Source organism: Streptosporangium sp. NPDC048047 (genome assembly GCF_040653115.1).
Classification (GTDB): Bacteria; Actinomycetota; Actinomycetes; order Streptosporangiales; family Streptosporangiaceae; genus Streptosporangium.
Genome location: NZ_JBEZNH010000022.1, coordinates 100,585 through 117,225, shown reverse-complemented (window position 1 = coordinate 117,225; position 16,641 = coordinate 100,585). Strand labels below are relative to the sequence as shown.

The window sequence follows — 16,641 nt, the reverse complement described above, 5'->3', positions numbered from 1 at the left end:
GGAGGTGGGTGGGTGTTCCGGCCGGCTTCAAAACGCCCGCAACCATCGCGCCCGACACCAAGGCCGGAGGCCGGTCGGCACCGGACAGCAACCACAGCGCCGGCCGGAACACCCACCCACCGCAGCGCGAACCACCGCCCAGCACGACAACCCCCGACCCGCGCAAACCACAGGGGAAACGCCCCAGGCATGAAGAAAGCCGGAACACCCACAACCATCGGCTCGACCAGGTCACAGGGAAACTCCCCAGGCCGGAGGAAACCCGGAACACCCGCCGCAGCGGGAAGAGCCCCGGAACCGTCGGCGGGGACCCGTCCGAACCTCCGATGGGGAAAGGCTTAGGCGGCGATCAGGTCGGCGGCCCGTTCGGCGATCATGACGGTGGGGGCGTGGGTGTGCCCCCGGTTGATGGCCGGCATGACCGAGGCGTCGGCGACCCGGAGGCCCGCCACGCCGCGGACCCGGAGTGAGGGGTCCACCACCGACTCGTCGTCGGCTCCCATCCGGCAGGTTCCCACCGGGTGGTAGAGGGTCTCGCCGCGTTCGCGGACCCAACGGGCGAGTTCCTCGTCGGTCTCGGCGCCCCAGTAGGGGTCCATCGGCGGCCCGGCGTACGGCTTGAGCGCCACGGCGGCGAACAGCCCCTTGGCGGCCCGCAGCCCGGCCACCAGCCGTCCGACGTCGGCCGGGGCCGACAGGTAGGCGGGGTCGATCACCACGTCGCGGCCGTCGAGGCGGATCCGCCCCCGGCTCTCCGGGTGCAGCAGGACCGCGCCGATGGTCAGCCCGTGCCCCTTGGGGCGGGTCAGGCCGTGGTCGACGAAGGGGACGGGCGCGAAGACCAGCTCGATGTCCGGGGCGGGCTCGTCGGGTGCGGTCCGGATGAAGGCGACGGCCTCGCCGACGTTGGAGGTGAGCATGCCCCGGCGAGCGAGCAGGAAGCGCAGCAGGTTGCCGGTCGTCTCGGCTCCGGCCAGCGTGATCGGCTCGGGGCAGTGCAGGATGATCGCCGCCGCCAGGTGGTCCTGGAGGTTGTGGCCGACCTGGGGCAGGTCGCGGACCGGTTCGATCCCCTGGGCGGACAGCTCGTCGGCCGCGCCCACCCCGGAGAGCATGAGCAGGTGGGGCGAGCCGATCGCCCCGGCCGACAGGATCACCTCCCGGCGGGCCCGCACCACCGCGCCGTCGCCGTACTCGACGCCGACGGCGCGGCCGTCCTCGATGAGGACGCGGCGGGCGGGGGCGGCGGTAATGATCGTGAGGTTGGGGCGTTTCGCGGCGGGTCTGAGGTAGGCGTCGGCGGCGCTGCAGCGCCGGCCGCGGTCCTGTGTGACGGGGGTGGGGCAGCAGCCCTCGTTGGAGGGGCCGTTCAGCTCCGGCAGGCGCGCTATCCCCGTCTCCTCGCAGGCCCGCAGGAAAGCGGCGGTGGCCGGGTTGGGGCTGCGCAACTCGGAGACGACGATCGGGCCGCCGGTGCCGTACACGTCGCCGTGGTTGGAGCCGACGCGGCGCTCGGCCCGCCGGAAGTACGGCAGGACCTCCTCGTAGGACCAGCCGGGCACACCCCATCCGTCGTAGTCGGCGCGGTGGCCGCGCACCCACATCTGGGCGTTCATCGAGGAGGAGCCGCCGAGCATCCGGCCGCGCGGCCAGTACAGCCGCCTGCCGGACATGCCCGGCTGCCCGACGGTGGAGAAGTCCCAGTCGCGAGGGGTCTTGAAGAGCTTGGGGAAGGCGACCGGCACCCGGACCTCGAAGGCGTCGTCCCGGCCACCGGCCTCCAGGAGCGCCACGGTCACCGCCGGGTCGGCGGAGAGACGGCCGGCCAGCACGCAGCCGGCGGACCCGGCTCCCACGATCACGTAGTCGTACACCATGCGCCAGCACCCTTCGACATACGGACGGTGTCGGCTCGCCTCCCCCGTGAGCGGGCTCACATCTGCATACTCCTCCGTCGATTACCCGTCAATTTGTGACCTGGCTTACCTACCGGCAGGTATCTCAGACTGCGAGTATGGGCTCGTCAGAAGCCTGTCAGGAGGAGGACGCCCATGCTCAATCTGTCGATCGTGCTGGAGGACAGCGCCCGGCAGCAGCCCGATCGCACCGCCCTGGTCTTCGGTGATCTGCGGCTCCCCTACTCCCTGGTCGACACCATCGCCAACCAGGTCGCCAACCTGCTGGTCTCCCGCGGGATCGGCAAGGGCGACAAGGTCGCGCTGGCCTGCCCGAACCTGCCCTACTTCCCGTTCGTGTACTACGGGATCCTCAAGGCCGGCGCCGTGGTCGTGCCGCTCAACGTGCTTCTGCAGACGAGGGAGATCACCTACCACCTGGAGGACTCCGAGGCCAAGGCGCTGTTCTGCTTCGAGGGCACCCCGGAGCTGCCGCTGGGCGCGCGCGGCCGGGAGGGGTTCGAGGGGGCGGCGGGGACCGAGCACTTCTTCGTGCTGCCGGCGACCGCGTTCGCCACCGAGTCCGAGCACGGCGAGACCCTGTGGGCGGCGCTGGACGGCGTGTCCGGCGAGTTCGAGACCGTGCAGACCGCGCCGGACGACACCGCGGTGATCCTCTACACCAGCGGCACGACCGGCCAGCCGAAGGGCGCCGAGCTCAGCCACCAGAACATGGTGCTCAACGCCATGGTGTCGGACGAGATGTTCCCCCGGGGCGACGACGGCGACGCGTTCCTGGCGGCGCTGCCGCTGTTCCACTCCTTCGGCCAGACCGTCGTGATGAACCTCGGGTTCCGGCGCCGCGGCACCGTCGTGCTCATGCCGCGCTTCGATCCGGGTGAGGCGCTGACGCTGATGCGCGAGGAGAAGGTCACCCTGTTCGCGGGCGTGCCGACGATGTACTGGGCCATGCTGACGAAGGTCCACGCCGACGGCGACGAGGTGCCGACCACGCTCCGGGCGGCGGTCGCGGGTGGTTCGGCCTCCCCGGTCGAGGTTCTCAGGGACTTCGAGGCCACGTTCGGCATCGGCATCCTGGAGGGGTACGGCCTGTCGGAGACCTCCCCGGTGGCCTGCTTCAACCAGCCGAGCCGGCCGACCAAGCCCGGCACGATCGGCACGCCGATCTGGGGCGTGGAGATGAAGCTGATCGACGCCGACTGGAAGACTGTCGAGGGCGAGGGCCCCGGGGAGATCGCGATCCGCGGCCACAACGTGATGAAGGGCTACTACAACCGGCCCGAGGCGACCGCCGACGCGATGCGGGACGGCTGGTTCCGCACCGGGGACATCGCCGTCCGCGACTCCGACGGCTACTACTCGATCATCGACCGCGTCAAGGACATGATCATCCGGGGTGGTTTCAACGTCTATCCGCGCGAGCTGGAGGAGGTGCTGATGACGCACCCGGGGGTCTCCCTCACCGCGGTCGTCGGGGTGCCGCACGAGTCGCACGGCGAGGAGGTCAAGGCGTACGTCATCCGCACGCCGGACGCGACGGTCACCGAGCAGGAACTGTCGGAGTGGTGCAGGGAGAACATGGCGGCCTACAAGTATCCGCGGATCATCGAGTTCCGCGACTCCCTGCCGATGACCGCCACCGGGAAGATCCTCAAGCGCGAACTCCGGTAGCCGGCCGCCATTCCGCAGAAAACCGGAGTGCTTCGGTGTCCGAACTCCAAAGCGTTTCCCGGAGACGTGGGTTAGGCTGAAAACAGAACGCCATCGGGGGGCGTGACGGTTCTCATCGTGAGCCCCGACGCAGTCGGCCGGAAAACGCCGGAGGCGGACCGAAATGGCGACCAGCGAGTTGACGCCCCCCTGCGAGCGGCTGATCGGTGAGTGCCTCGACCGCGAGACCGGGCCGGGACGCGGTGAGCTGCCCGTCATCGTGCTTCTCGGCCCGCGCGGGAGCGGCCGGACGACCATCCTGGAGGAGGTCGCGGAAAACGCCGCGGCCTCCTTTTCATTGCCTTTCCTTCACTTCGACTGCGCACGGCAGCCCGAAATACGGCCCTGGGAAATGGCGGCGCAGGTCGCAAGGCGCGTCATGGGCGACCGGTGGCCGCAGTTCTCGCCCGTCAAACTGCCGCGGGTGGTGCTGGGAAACCTGGTGCTCTCCCTGGATCCCGAGCTGGGACAGGAGGAGGCGGAGCAGAAGCTCTATGAGCTCATCCGCGGCCGGCGCGGGATCCCGGACAACGCCAGGACCCTTCAGGAGATCTTCGATCTCCTCGGCGGGGTCCTGCCGATGCCGCCGGTCGGCCCGGTGATCACCGGGCTGATCGACAGGGTGGCGCGGGGACGGCGCCTGGTGGAGCTCCTGGAGCGCAGGGCCATGGACTGGTACCGCGACCGCCTCGGTCCCGGCGGCGCGCTCGGCCTGGTCCAGCTCGGCGAGACCAAGGAGGGGTTCCCGCTGGCCGGGCAGATCGTCTGCGAGGCGCTTCTGGAGGACCTGCGGGAGGGCTGGTCGCGGGGATGGCGGCCGCGCAACTGCCTGCTGCTGCTGGACGACGCCGACACCCCCTGCGGGCGGTCCTTCCTGTGGGCGCTGACGGCCGCAAGGACCCACCGGGCCGGTCTGCCGGAGCCGCCGGAGCACGACCCGCTCCTGGTGGTCGCCGCCTCGCGGTCGTGGCCCGACGTCGGCTCCCATTGGAACCTGCCGGGGACGCCCGAGCGGCTCACGGCCGGCGGCACCCGGTATCCCCCTCGGGTCCAGCGGGCGGGCCACGCCGACTGGCTCACCGGCCGCGCGCCGGGCCCGCGGGGCCGCTGGTGGTACCCGGTGCTGCTGCCCGATCTCAGCCGCGCCCAGGTGGCGCGGATGCGGGAGAGGACCCGGCAGCGGCCGGGCCCGGGCCACGCCGGGTTCGTGCACGCGCTGACCGGCGGGTACCCGCCGGCGGTCGAGCGCCTGCTGGCGGCCATGGCCGACCGTGAGCGCGGCTGGGGCGTCCGGGAGGAGAACGACGGCTGGACGGAGCAGGCGCTGCGAAAGCTGGCGGCCCTTGAGCTGGAACAGCCCCATGGCCTCTTCCGGGACCTCGACCGCGACCTGGACGACCTGGTCACGCTCTCCGCCGCGGCCAACCTGGCGGACGCCGAGGAGGCCGGCCTGCTGTCCCGGCGGTGGCGTTCGGTGTCCGTCAGCGAGGCACTCGACAGGCGCATGTGGCTGCGCACCGACCCGGCGCAGGACATGGCGCCGGTGCTCCATCCCTGGCTCCGGCGGTTGCTGCTGCGGAAGCTCACCCGCGGCCGGCGCGGCGGGAAGCCGTCGTGGGACGTCGCTCACGAGTGCATGGAGAGCCTGTACGGCTCTCCCCGCGAGGGGCCGCACGACGGGCTGGCCATGGTCATGCACCATCGGCTCGCCCGCGTCGACGCCGGGCCCGCGGGCCTGAGACGCCTGCGGGAGGTGGTGACGATGCTCGACGGGCGGTTCAACCGGATCGACATGGCCGAATGGGTCAGGCAGTACAACTGGATCACCTCGGCGCCGAACCGGCTTCCCACCGGCGTGCCGCTGGACGACCTGTACGGCAGGCTGGTCCTGGAGCCCGATGAGAAGCGGTCCGATGACAGCGGCGGGGACCGGCCGCGCGGCACCGACCGGATCGCGGTCGTGCGCGGTCTGGTGGTCGACCGCTGGTTCCTGACCGACCCCGTGCTGGACCCGCTGCGCGGCAGACGCCAGGGCGTACAGGTGAAACTGAGGATGCTCGCCCAGTACGCCGTCACGGGGGGAGCGGTCCTGGTCAACGAGGCCCGACGCTACGACCGGGAGGACGACGATGAGTGAACCGCGGCGCGCCGGCGGGGGCTTCAGCGGCAGGGCTCCCCTGTGGAAGGCGCACCCCTCCTGGTTCTGGCTGCTGTGCGTGCTGCTGGCCTGCGTCCTGGTCGCCGCCCTGGTCGTCGTCCTGCGGCCGCGTCCCACGGTCACCGACGGTTCGGGGAGCCATCCGGAGAACCTCGCCTCCGTCGCGGAGCTGATCCGCCAGGAGAACGAGTGGGTGCGGGCGCAGGCCGCGCCGTACGTGAGCATCGCGGTGATGCTGCCGCTGGACCCCGCCGCGGGCCCGGCGAGCACGCAGAGCACCGAGAGCGTCCGGCACGCCGTGCAGGGGTCGTATCTCGCCCAGCGCTGGAGCAACCACAACGAGGGGGACGCGAGCGCGCCGAACGTGCAGCTCCTGCTCGCCGACACCTCGGGCGACGCGGACGCCTGGCGGACCGCGGTGCGCGAGCTGAAGGAGAGGGCGGCGGGACCGGACCACCTGGTGGCGGTGACCGGCCTGGGCTCCAGCCTGGGCGGGACGAAGCGGGCGATCGACGAGCTGTCCGCCGCCGAGATCGCCCTGGTGGGCGCCGTCATCACCTCCGACGAGCTGTCCGGCAAGGCCACCATGGTGCGGGTGGCGCCCTCCAACGGCGCCGAGGCCAGGGCTCTCGCGCACTTCCTCGGCAGGCGCGGCTCCTTCACCGCGGTCATGGTGCAGGACGAGGACGAGGACGACTCCTACACCAGGACGCTGGCGGATTCCTTCACCGCGGCCTTCGGGGACGCCGTTCCCGCCGCGAAGGGGTCCGGCCGCCTCCTGGACGTCCCGCTCACCTACAACTCCGCGCTCGACGGCGCGGACACGGTGCTGGCGCAGATGACCGAGCGGATCTGCAACAGCGGCGCCGGCGTGGTCTTCTTCGCCGGGCGCTGGGGGAACCTGCCCGCCTTCCTGCGGGCGCTGACCCGCAGGACATGCGTCGACCGGAAGCTCACCGTCGTGACGGGCGACGACGCGAGCAACCTCAACCGGTCCGGGCAGCGGATCTGGGACGACACCGAGGCCGGCCTGGAGGTCTACTACACGGCGCTGGCCCACCCCGCCTCCTGGACCGCCCGCCCCGAGGCCGTCCAGCAGGTCATCGCCAACCGCTTCAGGCAGGGGGCCGACGGCTTCCCCGCGTTGTTCCCCGGCGAGAGCCTCGACGACGGGCAGGCCATCATGCATCACGACGCGATGCTGACCGCCATCAGGGCGGTGGACGTCCTGGCCGGGCAGGGGATCACGCAGCCGTCGGCGAGCGCCGTCGCGAACATGCTGACCAGCTCCTCGCTGATCGTGCCCGCCGCCAGCGGGTGGATCACCTTCGACCGGCGGGGCGAACCCGTCGGCAAGGCGATGCCCGTCGTCCGGCTCCTGCCGGACGGCACGGTCCGGTTCACGGAGCTGACCTCGGAGACCGGGAAGCCGCCCACGGGACCCGCCCGGTGAGACCGGGCGGGCCGTCGCGGGTGGATCAGGGCCAGTCGAGGGCGGGGCGCAGCGGCACGCGGGAGTCGCCCCGCGAGTCGAGTTTCACGCCGAGCACCTGGTGGAGCTGGACCTTGTTGCGTTCGAAGCCGACGATGCAGCCGGCCATGTAGAGCCGCCAGACCCGGGCCGTGCCCCGGCCGACCTCGGCGACCGCCTCGTCCCAGTGCTCGTCGAGGTTGTCGCACCAGTGGCGGAGGGTCCTGGCGTAGTGCTCGCGCAGGTTCTCCTCGTGGCGGATCTCGAAGCCGGTGTCCTCCATCTCGCGGACGAGGTGGCCGACCGACTCCAGCTCGCCGTCGGGGAAGACGTAGCGGTTGATGAACCCGCCCCCGTTGAACGTCTTCTCCTTGCCGGTGGGCCGGGTGATGCAGTGGTTGAGGAGCCGGCCGCCGGGGACGAGCTTGCCGTACAGGAAGCGGAAGTAGTTCGCCAGCTGGTCCTTGCCGATGTGCTCGGTGAGGCCGATGGAGCTGACCGCGTCGAAGCCGCTCTCGGTGACGTCGCGGTAGTCCATGTGGCGGACCTCGGCCAGCTCCTCCAGCCCGGCCTCGGCGATCGCCTTCTGCGCCCACTCGGCCTGCTGGCGCGAGAGGGTGACGCCCAGCACCTTGACGCCGTACTCGCGGGCGGCGTGCATGACCATGCCGCCCCAGCCGCAGCCGACGTCCAGCAGCCGCATCCCGGGCTTGAGGCCCAGCTTGCGGGCGACGAGGTCGAACTTGGTGAACTGCGCCTCCTCCAGCGTGGCGTCCTCCCGGGGGAAGGTCGCGCAGGTGTAGGCCATGGAGGGGCCGAGCACCCACTCGTAGAAGGTGTTGGAGACGTCGTAGTGGTGGTGGATCGCCTGGGCGTCGCGCTCCTTGGCGTGCCTGCTGCCCAGCCTGGCCAGCATGCTGCGGCGCACCTCCTGCGGGGGTGGGGGCACGCGCATCAGCAGGGGCTTGAGGCCCAGGGCGCGGACGGCCGCGACCTTCTCGCTCGCCGGGATGTCGTCGAGCGTGATCGACCACATCCTCGACAGCAGCGTGTACATGTCCCCGTGCACGTCGAGATGACCCGACACGTAGGCCCGCGCGAGACCGAGCTCGCCGGGGGCCTGCGCCAGGTAGGCGACGGCGATGGGGGACCTGATGTCGATGGCGAGGTCCGCGCTGGCGGGGCCGGCCTTGCTGCCGTCGTAGGCGGTGAGGCGGACGTTCGCCTCGGGCCCGACGACCTTTTCGAAGATCTCTGCGAGTTTCACAGAATCAACTCCTAACGCCCCCGAACACACTTGTCGTAGAGGTCGAGCAACCGGCCGGTGGCGTCGTATGCCCGCTTCACCGGCCAGTAGACCGGACCGTTATAAAACTTCCAGAACTCGTCCCGTTCGTAGAACGAGGTGGAGTACAGGGACTTGTGGCCGTCGAGCCGGTGGACCTCGTTCTCGATCATGCGGTTGTGGTAGCCGTCGAACTGGCCGCGGGGCAGCGGGACCGTTCCCCAGAACCCGAAGTTGACGTAGAGGCGGCCGGGCTCCAGCGGGTAGAGGGGCCACCGTCCCGACGACTTCAGCGGGCACATCCACACCGGGGTCATGCCGACCTTGTCGTGGAAGAACTCCAGGAACTCCGCGCCGCGCTCGACGGGCACCTCGATGTCCTGGATGACCGACTCCTGCACGGGCCGGCCGCGCCAGCGGTCCACCCGGGCGGTCACGCCGTACCTGCGGTCCAGGCCGACGAGCCTGCGGTAGACGTCGGAGCGCATCCACTTGCGGGGCATCATCGAGCGGACCAGGGCGCCCTGCACGCCGAAGGCGCGCGAGCACCAGAACCAGTCGGTGTCCCAGCGCCACAGGTAGTCGCGGACGGTCAGCCAGTCGCGCGTCCGGGTCTGGATCGACCGGTAGTAGATACGCATCCCGGTGTAGTCGGACAGGTACGGTGCCTTCTCCGCGAACTGCCCGACGGTGATGTAGAGCTCGTTCGGCCCGAAGTAGGTGCCGTCCACGAAGTCGGCCCGCTCGCCCTCGTGCTCGCCGCTCTCGCAGATCTCCCGCATCGCGGCCATGCACTTGTCGGCGTCGGTGAAGGGGATGTGGGTGAGCCGGACGTACGGCTGGACGGGCTTGAGCCTGATCCGGATCCGGAGGGCGTACCCGAGGGTGCCGTAGGAGTTGGGGAAGGCCCGGAACAGGTCCCGGTGCTCGTTGTCGTCGCGCGCCACGACGACCCGGCCGTCGCCGGTGAGGATCTCCAGTTCCTCCACCGACTCGTGCGGCAGCCCGTCGCGGAAGCTGGTGGACTCGATGCCGAGCCCGGTCACCGCGCCGCCCAGCGTGATCGTCTTCAGCTGCGGCACGACGTACGGCATGAGCCCGTGCGGGAGGGTGGCGTCCACCAGATGCTCGTAGGTGGTCATGCCCTGCACCTCTGCCGTCATGGTCACCGGATCGACCTCGATGACCTTGTCGAGGTCGCGGGCCGACAGCCTGGCGCCGCGGGAGGAGTCGCGGAAGCGGAACAGGTTGGTCGTGGCCTTGGCCAGCCGCGGCGCCGCGTCCTCGGGAATCTCGGCGTAGGCCTGCCTGATCTGTTCGACGGCCCGGCGGTGCGCCGCCATCTCCGTCATCTGTTCCACAGGACATTCACCCCCGGAGCACTCATAGGAAGATCGCCTCTAGCACGGTATATCTCGCATGTCGTCGGAGCCAGACGGGACACGTTAAACGCGCGGAAACTCTACGCCCGCCCCGTCCGGCGGCGGACGACCACCCCCGCCTCATTGACCACATCGGTCACAGGGCGGCCGTCGAGGGCGGCGCCGAGGTTGTCCAGGACCCGCCGGACCAGCCGCCCGGTGGCCTGCGCGGTCACCCCCGCCACGTGCGGCGACAGCAGCACCCTGGGGTGGCCGCGCAGCGGGTCGTCCGCGGGGAGCGGCTCGGTCTCGAACACGTCGAGCGCGGCTCCGCCCAGGTGCCCGGAGGAGAGGGCCGAAAGCAGGGCCGTCCCGTCGACCACTCCCCCGCGGGCCGCGTTGACCAGCAGCGACCCGGCGGGCATCCGCAGCGGGTCGACCAGCCCCCGGGTCTCCCCGGTCAGCGCGATCACCACCACCAGCACGTCGGAGGAGGCGACCAGCTCCGGCAGCGGCCGGTGGGCGTAGGGGGTCTCGCGGGGCCGCCGGGTCCAGTAGGACACCTCGCAGCCGTGCGCGGCGAACATCCGCCCGCACTCCCGGCCGATCGGGCCGAAGCCGACGATCCCCACGCGCGAGCCGTACAGCTCCCTGGGGCCGAGGTCGAGCTGCGGCCAGCCGCCGGCGCGGACCGCGGCGTCGGCCTCGGGCAGCCGCCGCGACAGCGAGAGCGCGGCGGCGAGGCACCATTCGGCCACCGCGACGGCGCTCACCCCGGCGGTGTTGGACAGCGGCACGCCGGCGGCGGCCAGCGCGGCGAGGTCGTGGCCGTCCACGCCCACCGAGGGCTGCTGCACGAACGCCAGCCGCGGGGCGGCGCGAACGGCCTCGGCGTCGAGCACGAGCCCGCCGCTCCAGTCGCCGACCACGATCTCGGCGCCGGCCAGCGCGGCGAGCAGCCCGGCGCGGTCACGGCTCTCCGGGACCGACACCTCCACCCGGCCGCCGAGCGGGCCGAGCAGGCCGCGCAGAGCCTCCGCGGGCAGCGGAGGCAGCGCCAGCACCCGCCAGGGGGCCTCAACGGTCATCTCATTCGCCTCCCCGCGGGTGGAAGCTCGCGAAGATCTTGTCCATGAGCCCGGGGCGCCCGTTCCACCCCTCGGCGGCCGTCCAGCTCAGCACGAAGACCGTGTCGCCGACGCCGACGAACCGGCGCGTCTCGCGGTAGGTCACGCCCGGCTTGGCCCACGGCGCGCCCCCGATCTGGTCCGTCTTCCAGGTGAACGTCCAGTCGAGCCCGGAGCCGTAGGCGAGCGGGATGTTCGCCGTCTTCTCGCTGAGGATCTCGCTCCACTGGGCGGTGTCGTCCCGGACGGTCTCCTGGAGCGAGCCCAGGTTCCCGGCGTTCTCGGGGAGCACCTCGACCCCGAGGTGGGCCTTGCCGTCGGGGCTGAGCCACTGGGTGTAGTTCGTCTCGGCGGCCCAGTCGCCCCGCCAGCCGGCCGGGTAGCCGATCGTCCAGTTGTCCGGGGCCTTGGCCTGCCAGAGCCGCAGCTGCTGGGCGGGCTTCCTGGGCTTGGTGGGGGTGGGGCTGGGCGAGGGCGAGGCGCTCGGCGTCGCCGTGTCGCCGGGCGTGCCGGTGCCGGCCGGTCCCACGGTGGCGGTCTGCGTGACCGGAGGCGCCGCGGAGGGGTCGGGCTCGCCGTTCCCGCTCATCGCCAGGGCCGCGGCGCCGCCTCCGCCGAGGACGGCCACGGCCGCCGCGATCAGCGCGATCCGCCCGGCGTGCCGCCGCTCCCGGGCGGGGGCGTGGGACCCGGTGGCCCTGGAGGACCGGGAGGTCCCGGTGGAGCCGGTGGAGCCGGTGGAGCCGGTGACTCCGGGAGCCCCGGAGAACGCGGGGGTCTCCGCCGTACGGTGCCGGTCGGCACGGCGGGGCCCCGTCGCGTCGCGTCGCGGCCCCGCGGGCGCGGCGCCGCTCGCCTCGGCCAGCAGCAGGTCGGCCTGCTCGGCGGTGAGCCGGTGGGCCGGGTCGCGCTGGAGTAGGCCGGTGAGCACCTCGCGCATCTCCGGCGGCACCCGGCTGAAGTCGGGCTCCTCGGTGATGAGCGCCCCGAGGGTGGCGATGGCCGTGGGCCGCTCGAAGGGGCCCTGGCCCAGCAGCGCCGCGTAGAGGGTCGCGCCGAGCGACCACAGGTCGGACCAGGGGCCGGAGGGGCCCGCGGTGGCACGTTCCGGCGGCAGGAAGCTGGGCGAACCGGTCACCATGCCGGTCTGGGTCAGCGAGGCGTCGCCCTCCAGGGTGGCGATGCCGAAGTCGGTCAGCACGGCCCGGCCGTCGTCGGCCAGCAGGATGTTGCTGGGCTTGACGTCGCGGTGCAGGATGCCCGCCTCGTGGGCCGCCCGCAGCGCCGACAGCACCTGGCGGCCGATCCCGGCGGCCTGGTGGACCGGCAGCGTGCCCGCCTGGTCCAGGCCGCGGGCCCGGACCAGCTCCATGACGATCCAGGGACGGCCGTCCTCCTCGGCGACGTCGTAGACCGCCACGATGCCCCGGTGGTTGAGCCGCGCCGCCGTCCTGGCCTCACGGGAGGTGCGGGCGAGCTGGCGCTCGCGCTCGTCCGGGGGGAGGTTCGGCGGCAGCAGCACCTCCTTGATCGCGACGGGCCGGTCGAGGAGGGTGTCGTATCCCTCCCAGACCACGCCCATGCCGCCCCTGCCGATCTCTCTCAGCAGCCGGTAGCGCCCGGCGACCACCCGTCCACCGTCCGGATACGTCATCACTGACCCCTAGATCCCATCGGATAAGCCGTAAGTTTCCCACACCGACCGGCCGCGGGTGGTCCGGCGCGGACGTCTTGCCACCCGGAGCCGAATGTTGTTCTACTTGGCCCCGGAGAGGAGATCGCATGGAGCGCGTGACCAGGAGCGGCCCGCTGTCCGGGGTCCGTGTACTGGAGCTGGCCGGCCTGGCCCCGGGACCGTTCGCCGGGATGATGCTGGCCGACCACGGAGCGGAGGTGCTGCGGGTCGACCGGGTGACCGCGGTCACGGCGGCCGGGGACCGGCCGCGCCGCGACGTGATGGACCGCGGCAAGCGGACGATCGGGCTGGACCTGAAGTCGCCCGAGGGGGTGGCCGCGTTCCGGGAGCTGGCCGCGCACGCCGACGTGGTCATCGAGGTCTTCCGGCCGGGCGTCGCCGAGCGCCTCGGCATCGGCCCCGAGGATCTGCGGGCCGTCAACCCCCGGCTGGTGTACGGGCGGATGACCGGCTGGGGCCAGGAGGGCCCGCTGGCCGCGACCGCCGGGCACGACATCGACTACATCGCCGTCGCGGGCGTGCTGTCCATGCTGGGCCGCGCGGGCGGCAAGCCCACCCCGCCGATCAACATCCTCGGCGACTTCGCCGGCGGCGGCCTCATGCTCGCCTACGGCGTGCTGCTCGCCCTGTTCGAGCGGGAGCGGACCGGCCGGGGCCGGGTGGTCGACGCGGCCATGGTGGACGGCGCCGCGACCCTGTTCGCCATGTTCTACCAGGGGGTGCAGAGCGGCTTCTGGGGGCCGCGCGGCACCAACCTCCTCGACACCGGCGCGCCGATGTACGACACCTACGAGACCGCCGACGGGGGGTTCGTCGCGGTGGGCGCGCTGGAGCCGCAGTTCTGGGCGGAGATGGTCGCGCTGATGGGCCTTTCCGACCTGCCCGACCGCGACGACCGGGCGCGCTGGCCGGAGCTGCGCGAGCGGCTGGCCGAGGCGTTCCGCTCCCGGACCCGGGCCGAGTGGGAGGAGGTGTTCGCCGGGTCGGACGCCTGCGTCGTGCCCGTCTTGGACCCGGCCGAGGCCGCCGAGCACCCGCACAACCGGGCCCGCGGCACGTTCGTCGAGGTCGGCGGGGTCCGCCAGCCCGCGCCCGCGCCGCGGCTGGAGGGCGCGGACTCTCCCGACCTGTCCCCCGCGACCCTCCTCTCCGACCTGTCGGACTGGGGGCTGGACCCGGAGGCCGCCGAACGGCTGCGCGCCGCGGGCGTGCTCGCCTGAGCCGGCCCGACCCCTACCTGAGGGCGGTGCATCCGCAGTGGATGTGCCGCCCTTTGTCATGCATGTTGTGTGGAATGTAGTAGATGTACTACGTTCGATGGCATGAGTACTGCGGTGAGCGTCCGCGGGTTGCGGATGGCGTACGGCACGGCCGAGGTGCTGCGGGGCATCGACCTCGACATCCGGCGCGGCGAGATCTTCACACTGCTCGGGCCCAACGGCGCGGGCAAGACCACCACGATCGAGATCCTGGAGGGCTTCCGGAACCGGTCGGCGGGCGAGGTGAGCGTGCTGGGCGCCGATCCGGCCCGCGCCGGCGACGCCTGGCGGGCCAGGCTCGGGATCGTGCTGCAGAGCTGGAGCGACCACGGCCGCTGGGGCGTCCGGGAGCTGCTGTCCCACGTCGGGGAGTTCTACGACCACCCCCGCGACCCCGACGAACTGCTCGCCGTGCTGGGGCTCACCGGGCAGGCGGCGCAGCGGGTGAGCCGCCTGTCCGGCGGCCAGCGCCGTCGCCTCGACGTGGGGCTCGGCATCGTGGGCCGGCCGGAGCTGCTGTTCCTGGACGAGCCGACGACCGGCTTCGACCCGGAGGCGCGCCGGGAGTTCCACCTGCTGGTGGAGAGACTCGCCGCCGACGGCATGACGGTGCTGCTGACCACCCACGACCTCGCCGAGGCCGAGAAGCTGGCGCACCGCACCGCCATCCTCGTCCGCGGGGAGATCGTCGCGTGCGGGAGCCCGGCCGAGCTGGCCGACGCCGTACGCGCCGAGTCGCAGGTGCGGTGGCTGGAGGACGGCCGCGAGCGGGTCCTCACCACGGCCGACCCGTCGCGGGCGGCGTGGGAGCTGCACGAGCGGTTCGGCGGCCCGGTGCCAGGCCTGCAGGTCCGGCGCCCGTCACTGGAGGAGAACTACCTGAGCCTCATCGGGAGGGCGGCATGACCGGAACGACCACGACACCCACGACGACCCCTCCGGGTGGCGCGGCCGCCGGGACGCCCCGGGCGGGAGGCGGCGTGAACGCCAGGGCGCTGCGCGTCGGGCTGCGGCGGGGCTGGACGGAGTACGTCCACCTGGTCAAGGACCGCAGAGAGCTGATCACCAACCTGGTCGGCTCGGTCGGGGTCTTCGCACTGCTGATCCTGTGGATCGGCGACGGCCCGGTGGAGGGCACCGGCGTCTCCCGGGCGACGTTCATGACCGTCGGCTTCCTGGCGTTCACCGTCTTCTCCAACGGCCTCATGGCGCTGCCGATGGCGCTGACCAACGACCGGGAGGACGGCACGCTGCTGCGGTTGCGCACCCTCCCCGGCGGCATCACCGCCTACCTCACCGGGCGGGCGGTGACCTTCCTCTGCCAGACCGTCGTGCAGGGCGCGCTGATCCTGGCCACCGGCGTGGTCGTCGGCGGCGTCGGCCTGCCCCGTGACTGGCTGACGCTGGCCTGGGTGCTGCTGCTCGGCACGGTCGCGGTGGTCCCGCTGGGCGCCGCCATCGGCTGCCTGCTGCCCAACCCGAAGACCGCCGCGGGCGTCGTGGGCCTGCCGATGATGATCCTGATGGTGACCTCCGGCGTCATGCTCCCGGTGACCTTCATGCCCGAGCCCGTCCAGTGGGTCTCGCAGGCGTTCCCGCTCTACTGGCAGGGGCTCGGCCTGCGGGCGGCGTTCATGCCCGACGGCATGCTCGCCGCGGAGATCGGCGGCGACTGGCGGCTGCCCTGGGTGGCCGTGGCGCTCGGCGCGTGGGCGGTCGCGGGGATGCTGCTGGCCCCGGGGCTGGTCCGGCGGGTGACCCGGCGGGAGTCGGGGTCCCGGCTCGCCGAGCGGCGACCGGCCGCCCAGGCGGCCTGAGAGCTGGGAGACTACCGTGGTGGCCACGGAAGACGTCTACAACAGGATCTCGGTGCTGCGGGCCGAGCGCGGCGTCTCGCGCAAGGACCTGGCCGCCGCGCTGGGCGTCCACTACCAGACGATCGGCTACCTCGAACGCGGCGAGTACAGCCCCAGCCTGCACCTGGCCCTGCGCATCGCCGAGTACTTCGAGGTGCCCGTGGAGATCGTCTTCTCCCTGAAACCGTTCCCCCGACTCGGCAGCGAGGTGAAGTGATGGGCGGGATGACCCCCGAGCAGGTGGAGAGGCACTCCCGCTCCTGGCCGCCGCGTTCCTGGTACGCCACCCGCCGCAGCCGCCGCACCCTGGCGGCCGTGGGCGCGGCCTCGGTCGCGCTGGCCTGGATCAGCGCGATCGTGTGCTGGTTCTTCGCACCCAGCTCCCTGGCGATGTGGACCACCTTCGTCCTGTGGGGAGCCGCGATAGTGATCTACACGACGGTCTACGCGGCCCTCGTCGGAGCCACCCGCGGCGTCATCGGCCTCGCCGGGCAGCACCTCGACGAGCGCCAGTCCCGCGAACGCCGCCGGCTCCAGGCCGACGCCCACCGGGGCACCACGATCATGCTCTACGCGGCCCTCGCACTCGTCCTCCTCGTCGTCACCGGCGCGAAGGAGTCGGTCGTCGAGGTCCCCGCGGCCGCCGCCGTCCTGTTCGTGTACGCCATGATCGTGACGCACCACATCCTGCCGTCCCTCCTGGCGGCCTGGCGGATGCCCGACCCGCCGCGGGACGACGACGAGGACGACTGAGGGACGGCCCGGCGGGAGGCCGGTCGGTCACCGGGTCAGCCCGGGTCAG

General features: G+C 72.3%; 14 protein-coding genes. 8 read left to right on the top strand and 6 right to left on the bottom strand.

The window, feature by feature from the left end; all coding sequences use genetic code 11:
- Nucleotides 1–235: hypothetical protein (locus AB0D67_RS20595; protein WP_362937727.1), on the bottom strand; the 235-nt coding region annotated here is incomplete at its 3' end.
- 103 nt (nt 236–338) lie between these two features.
- Nucleotides 339–1,877 carry a GMC family oxidoreductase N-terminal domain-containing protein gene (locus AB0D67_RS20590; protein ID WP_362937724.1) on the bottom strand — a complete coding sequence of 513 codons (1,539 nt, stop codon included), beginning with the start codon at nt 1,875–1,877 and terminating at the stop codon, nt 339–341.
- Nucleotides 1,878–2,051: 174 nt separating this feature from the next.
- Between AB0D67_RS20590 and AB0D67_RS20585 the strand changes: the two genes are divergently transcribed.
- The 3 genes from AB0D67_RS20585 (at nt 2,052) to AB0D67_RS20575 (ending at nt 7,237) form a co-directional block, all read left to right on the top strand.
- A complete protein-coding gene (locus AB0D67_RS20585; protein ID WP_362937721.1) occupies nt 2,052–3,587 on the top strand; it encodes a long-chain fatty acid--CoA ligase in 1,536 nt (511 codons plus the stop codon).
- 163 nt (nt 3,588–3,750) lie between these two features.
- The gene (locus AB0D67_RS20580) at nt 3,751–5,763 is read left to right on the top strand and encodes a hypothetical protein (protein WP_362937718.1); all 2,013 of its coding nucleotides are present in this window, start codon (nt 3,751–3,753) and stop codon (nt 5,761–5,763) included.
- Nucleotides 5,756–7,237 carry a hypothetical protein gene (locus AB0D67_RS20575; RefSeq protein ID WP_362937715.1) on the top strand — a complete coding sequence of 494 codons (1,482 nt, stop codon included), beginning with the start codon at nt 5,756–5,758 and terminating at the stop codon, nt 7,235–7,237. Before AB0D67_RS20580 ends, AB0D67_RS20575 begins: the two co-directional genes overlap by 8 nt.
- 25 nt (nt 7,238–7,262) lie before the next feature.
- Here the strand turns inward: AB0D67_RS20575 and AB0D67_RS20570 are convergent, their stop codons facing one another.
- From AB0D67_RS20570 to AB0D67_RS20555, 4 genes are all read right to left on the bottom strand, one after another.
- The gene (locus tag AB0D67_RS20570; RefSeq protein ID WP_362937712.1) at nt 7,263–8,522 is read right to left on the bottom strand and encodes a cyclopropane-fatty-acyl-phospholipid synthase family protein; all 1,260 of its coding nucleotides are present in this window, start codon (nt 8,520–8,522) and stop codon (nt 7,263–7,265) included.
- A gap of 11 nt (nt 8,523–8,533) precedes the next feature.
- Nucleotides 8,534–9,892, bottom strand: a complete 1,359-nt coding sequence (locus AB0D67_RS20565) for an FAD-binding oxidoreductase (protein ID WP_362937739.1) — start codon at nt 9,890–9,892, stop codon at nt 8,534–8,536.
- A 110-nt stretch (nt 9,893–10,002) separates the two neighbouring features.
- Nucleotides 10,003–10,989, bottom strand: coding sequence for an NAD(P)-dependent oxidoreductase (locus tag AB0D67_RS20560; protein WP_362937709.1), 987 nt, complete (start codon nt 10,987–10,989; stop codon nt 10,003–10,005).
- 1 nt (nt 10,990) lies between these two features.
- On the bottom strand, nt 10,991–12,682 hold the full coding sequence (locus tag AB0D67_RS20555) for a serine/threonine-protein kinase (protein WP_362937706.1): 1,692 nt from the start codon (nt 12,680–12,682) through the stop codon (nt 10,991–10,993).
- 128 nt (nt 12,683–12,810) lie between these two features.
- Between AB0D67_RS20555 and AB0D67_RS20550 the strand changes: the two genes are divergently transcribed.
- The 5 genes from AB0D67_RS20550 (at nt 12,811) to AB0D67_RS20530 (ending at nt 16,592) form a co-directional block, all read left to right on the top strand.
- A complete protein-coding gene (locus AB0D67_RS20550; protein ID WP_362937703.1) occupies nt 12,811–13,944 on the top strand; it encodes a CaiB/BaiF CoA-transferase family protein in 1,134 nt (377 codons plus the stop codon).
- A gap of 102 nt (nt 13,945–14,046) precedes the next feature.
- Nucleotides 14,047–14,889 carry an ABC transporter ATP-binding protein gene (locus AB0D67_RS20545; protein ID WP_362937700.1) on the top strand — a complete coding sequence of 281 codons (843 nt, stop codon included), beginning with the start codon at nt 14,047–14,049 and terminating at the stop codon, nt 14,887–14,889.
- Nucleotides 14,886–15,800, top strand: coding sequence for an ABC transporter permease (locus AB0D67_RS20540; protein WP_362937697.1), 915 nt, complete (start codon nt 14,886–14,888; stop codon nt 15,798–15,800). Before AB0D67_RS20545 ends, AB0D67_RS20540 begins: the two co-directional genes overlap by 4 nt.
- A gap of 19 nt (nt 15,801–15,819) precedes the next feature.
- Nucleotides 15,820–16,056: a helix-turn-helix transcriptional regulator gene (locus AB0D67_RS20535; protein WP_362937736.1), complete on the top strand. Its 237-nt coding sequence runs from the start codon at nt 15,820–15,822 to the stop codon at nt 16,054–16,056.
- The gene (locus AB0D67_RS20530) at nt 16,056–16,592 is read left to right on the top strand and encodes a hypothetical protein (protein WP_362937694.1); all 537 of its coding nucleotides are present in this window, start codon (nt 16,056–16,058) and stop codon (nt 16,590–16,592) included. Before AB0D67_RS20535 ends, AB0D67_RS20530 begins: the two co-directional genes overlap by 1 nt.
- Nucleotides 16,593–16,641: the final 49 nt, after the last annotated feature.

Bases quoted from the DNA above. Each gene is read 5' to 3' on its own strand.
- AB0D67_RS20590 (WP_362937724.1), bottom strand. From the start codon at position 1,877: ATGGTGTACGACTACGTGATCGTGGGAGCCGGGTCCGCCGGCTGCGTG.
- AB0D67_RS20585 (WP_362937721.1), top strand. From the start codon at position 2,052: ATGCTCAATCTGTCGATCGTGCTGGAGGACAGCGCCCGGCAGCAGCCC.
- AB0D67_RS20580 (WP_362937718.1), top strand. From the start codon at position 3,751: ATGGCGACCAGCGAGTTGACGCCCCCCTGCGAGCGGCTGATCGGTGAG.
- AB0D67_RS20575 (WP_362937715.1), top strand. From the start codon at position 5,756: ATGAGTGAACCGCGGCGCGCCGGCGGGGGCTTCAGCGGCAGGGCTCCC.
- AB0D67_RS20565 (WP_362937739.1), bottom strand. From the start codon at position 9,892: ATGACGGAGATGGCGGCGCACCGCCGGGCCGTCGAACAGATCAGGCAG.
- AB0D67_RS20560 (WP_362937709.1), bottom strand. From the start codon at position 10,989: ATGACCGTTGAGGCCCCCTGGCGGGTGCTGGCGCTGCCTCCGCTGCCC.
- AB0D67_RS20555 (WP_362937706.1), bottom strand. From the start codon at position 12,682: ATGACGTATCCGGACGGTGGACGGGTGGTCGCCGGGCGCTACCGGCTG.
- AB0D67_RS20550 (WP_362937703.1), top strand. From the start codon at position 12,811: ATGGAGCGCGTGACCAGGAGCGGCCCGCTGTCCGGGGTCCGTGTACTG.
- AB0D67_RS20545 (WP_362937700.1), top strand. From the start codon at position 14,047: ATGAGTACTGCGGTGAGCGTCCGCGGGTTGCGGATGGCGTACGGCACG.
- AB0D67_RS20540 (WP_362937697.1), top strand. From the start codon at position 14,886: ATGACCGGAACGACCACGACACCCACGACGACCCCTCCGGGTGGCGCG.
- AB0D67_RS20530 (WP_362937694.1), top strand. From the start codon at position 16,056: ATGGGCGGGATGACCCCCGAGCAGGTGGAGAGGCACTCCCGCTCCTGG.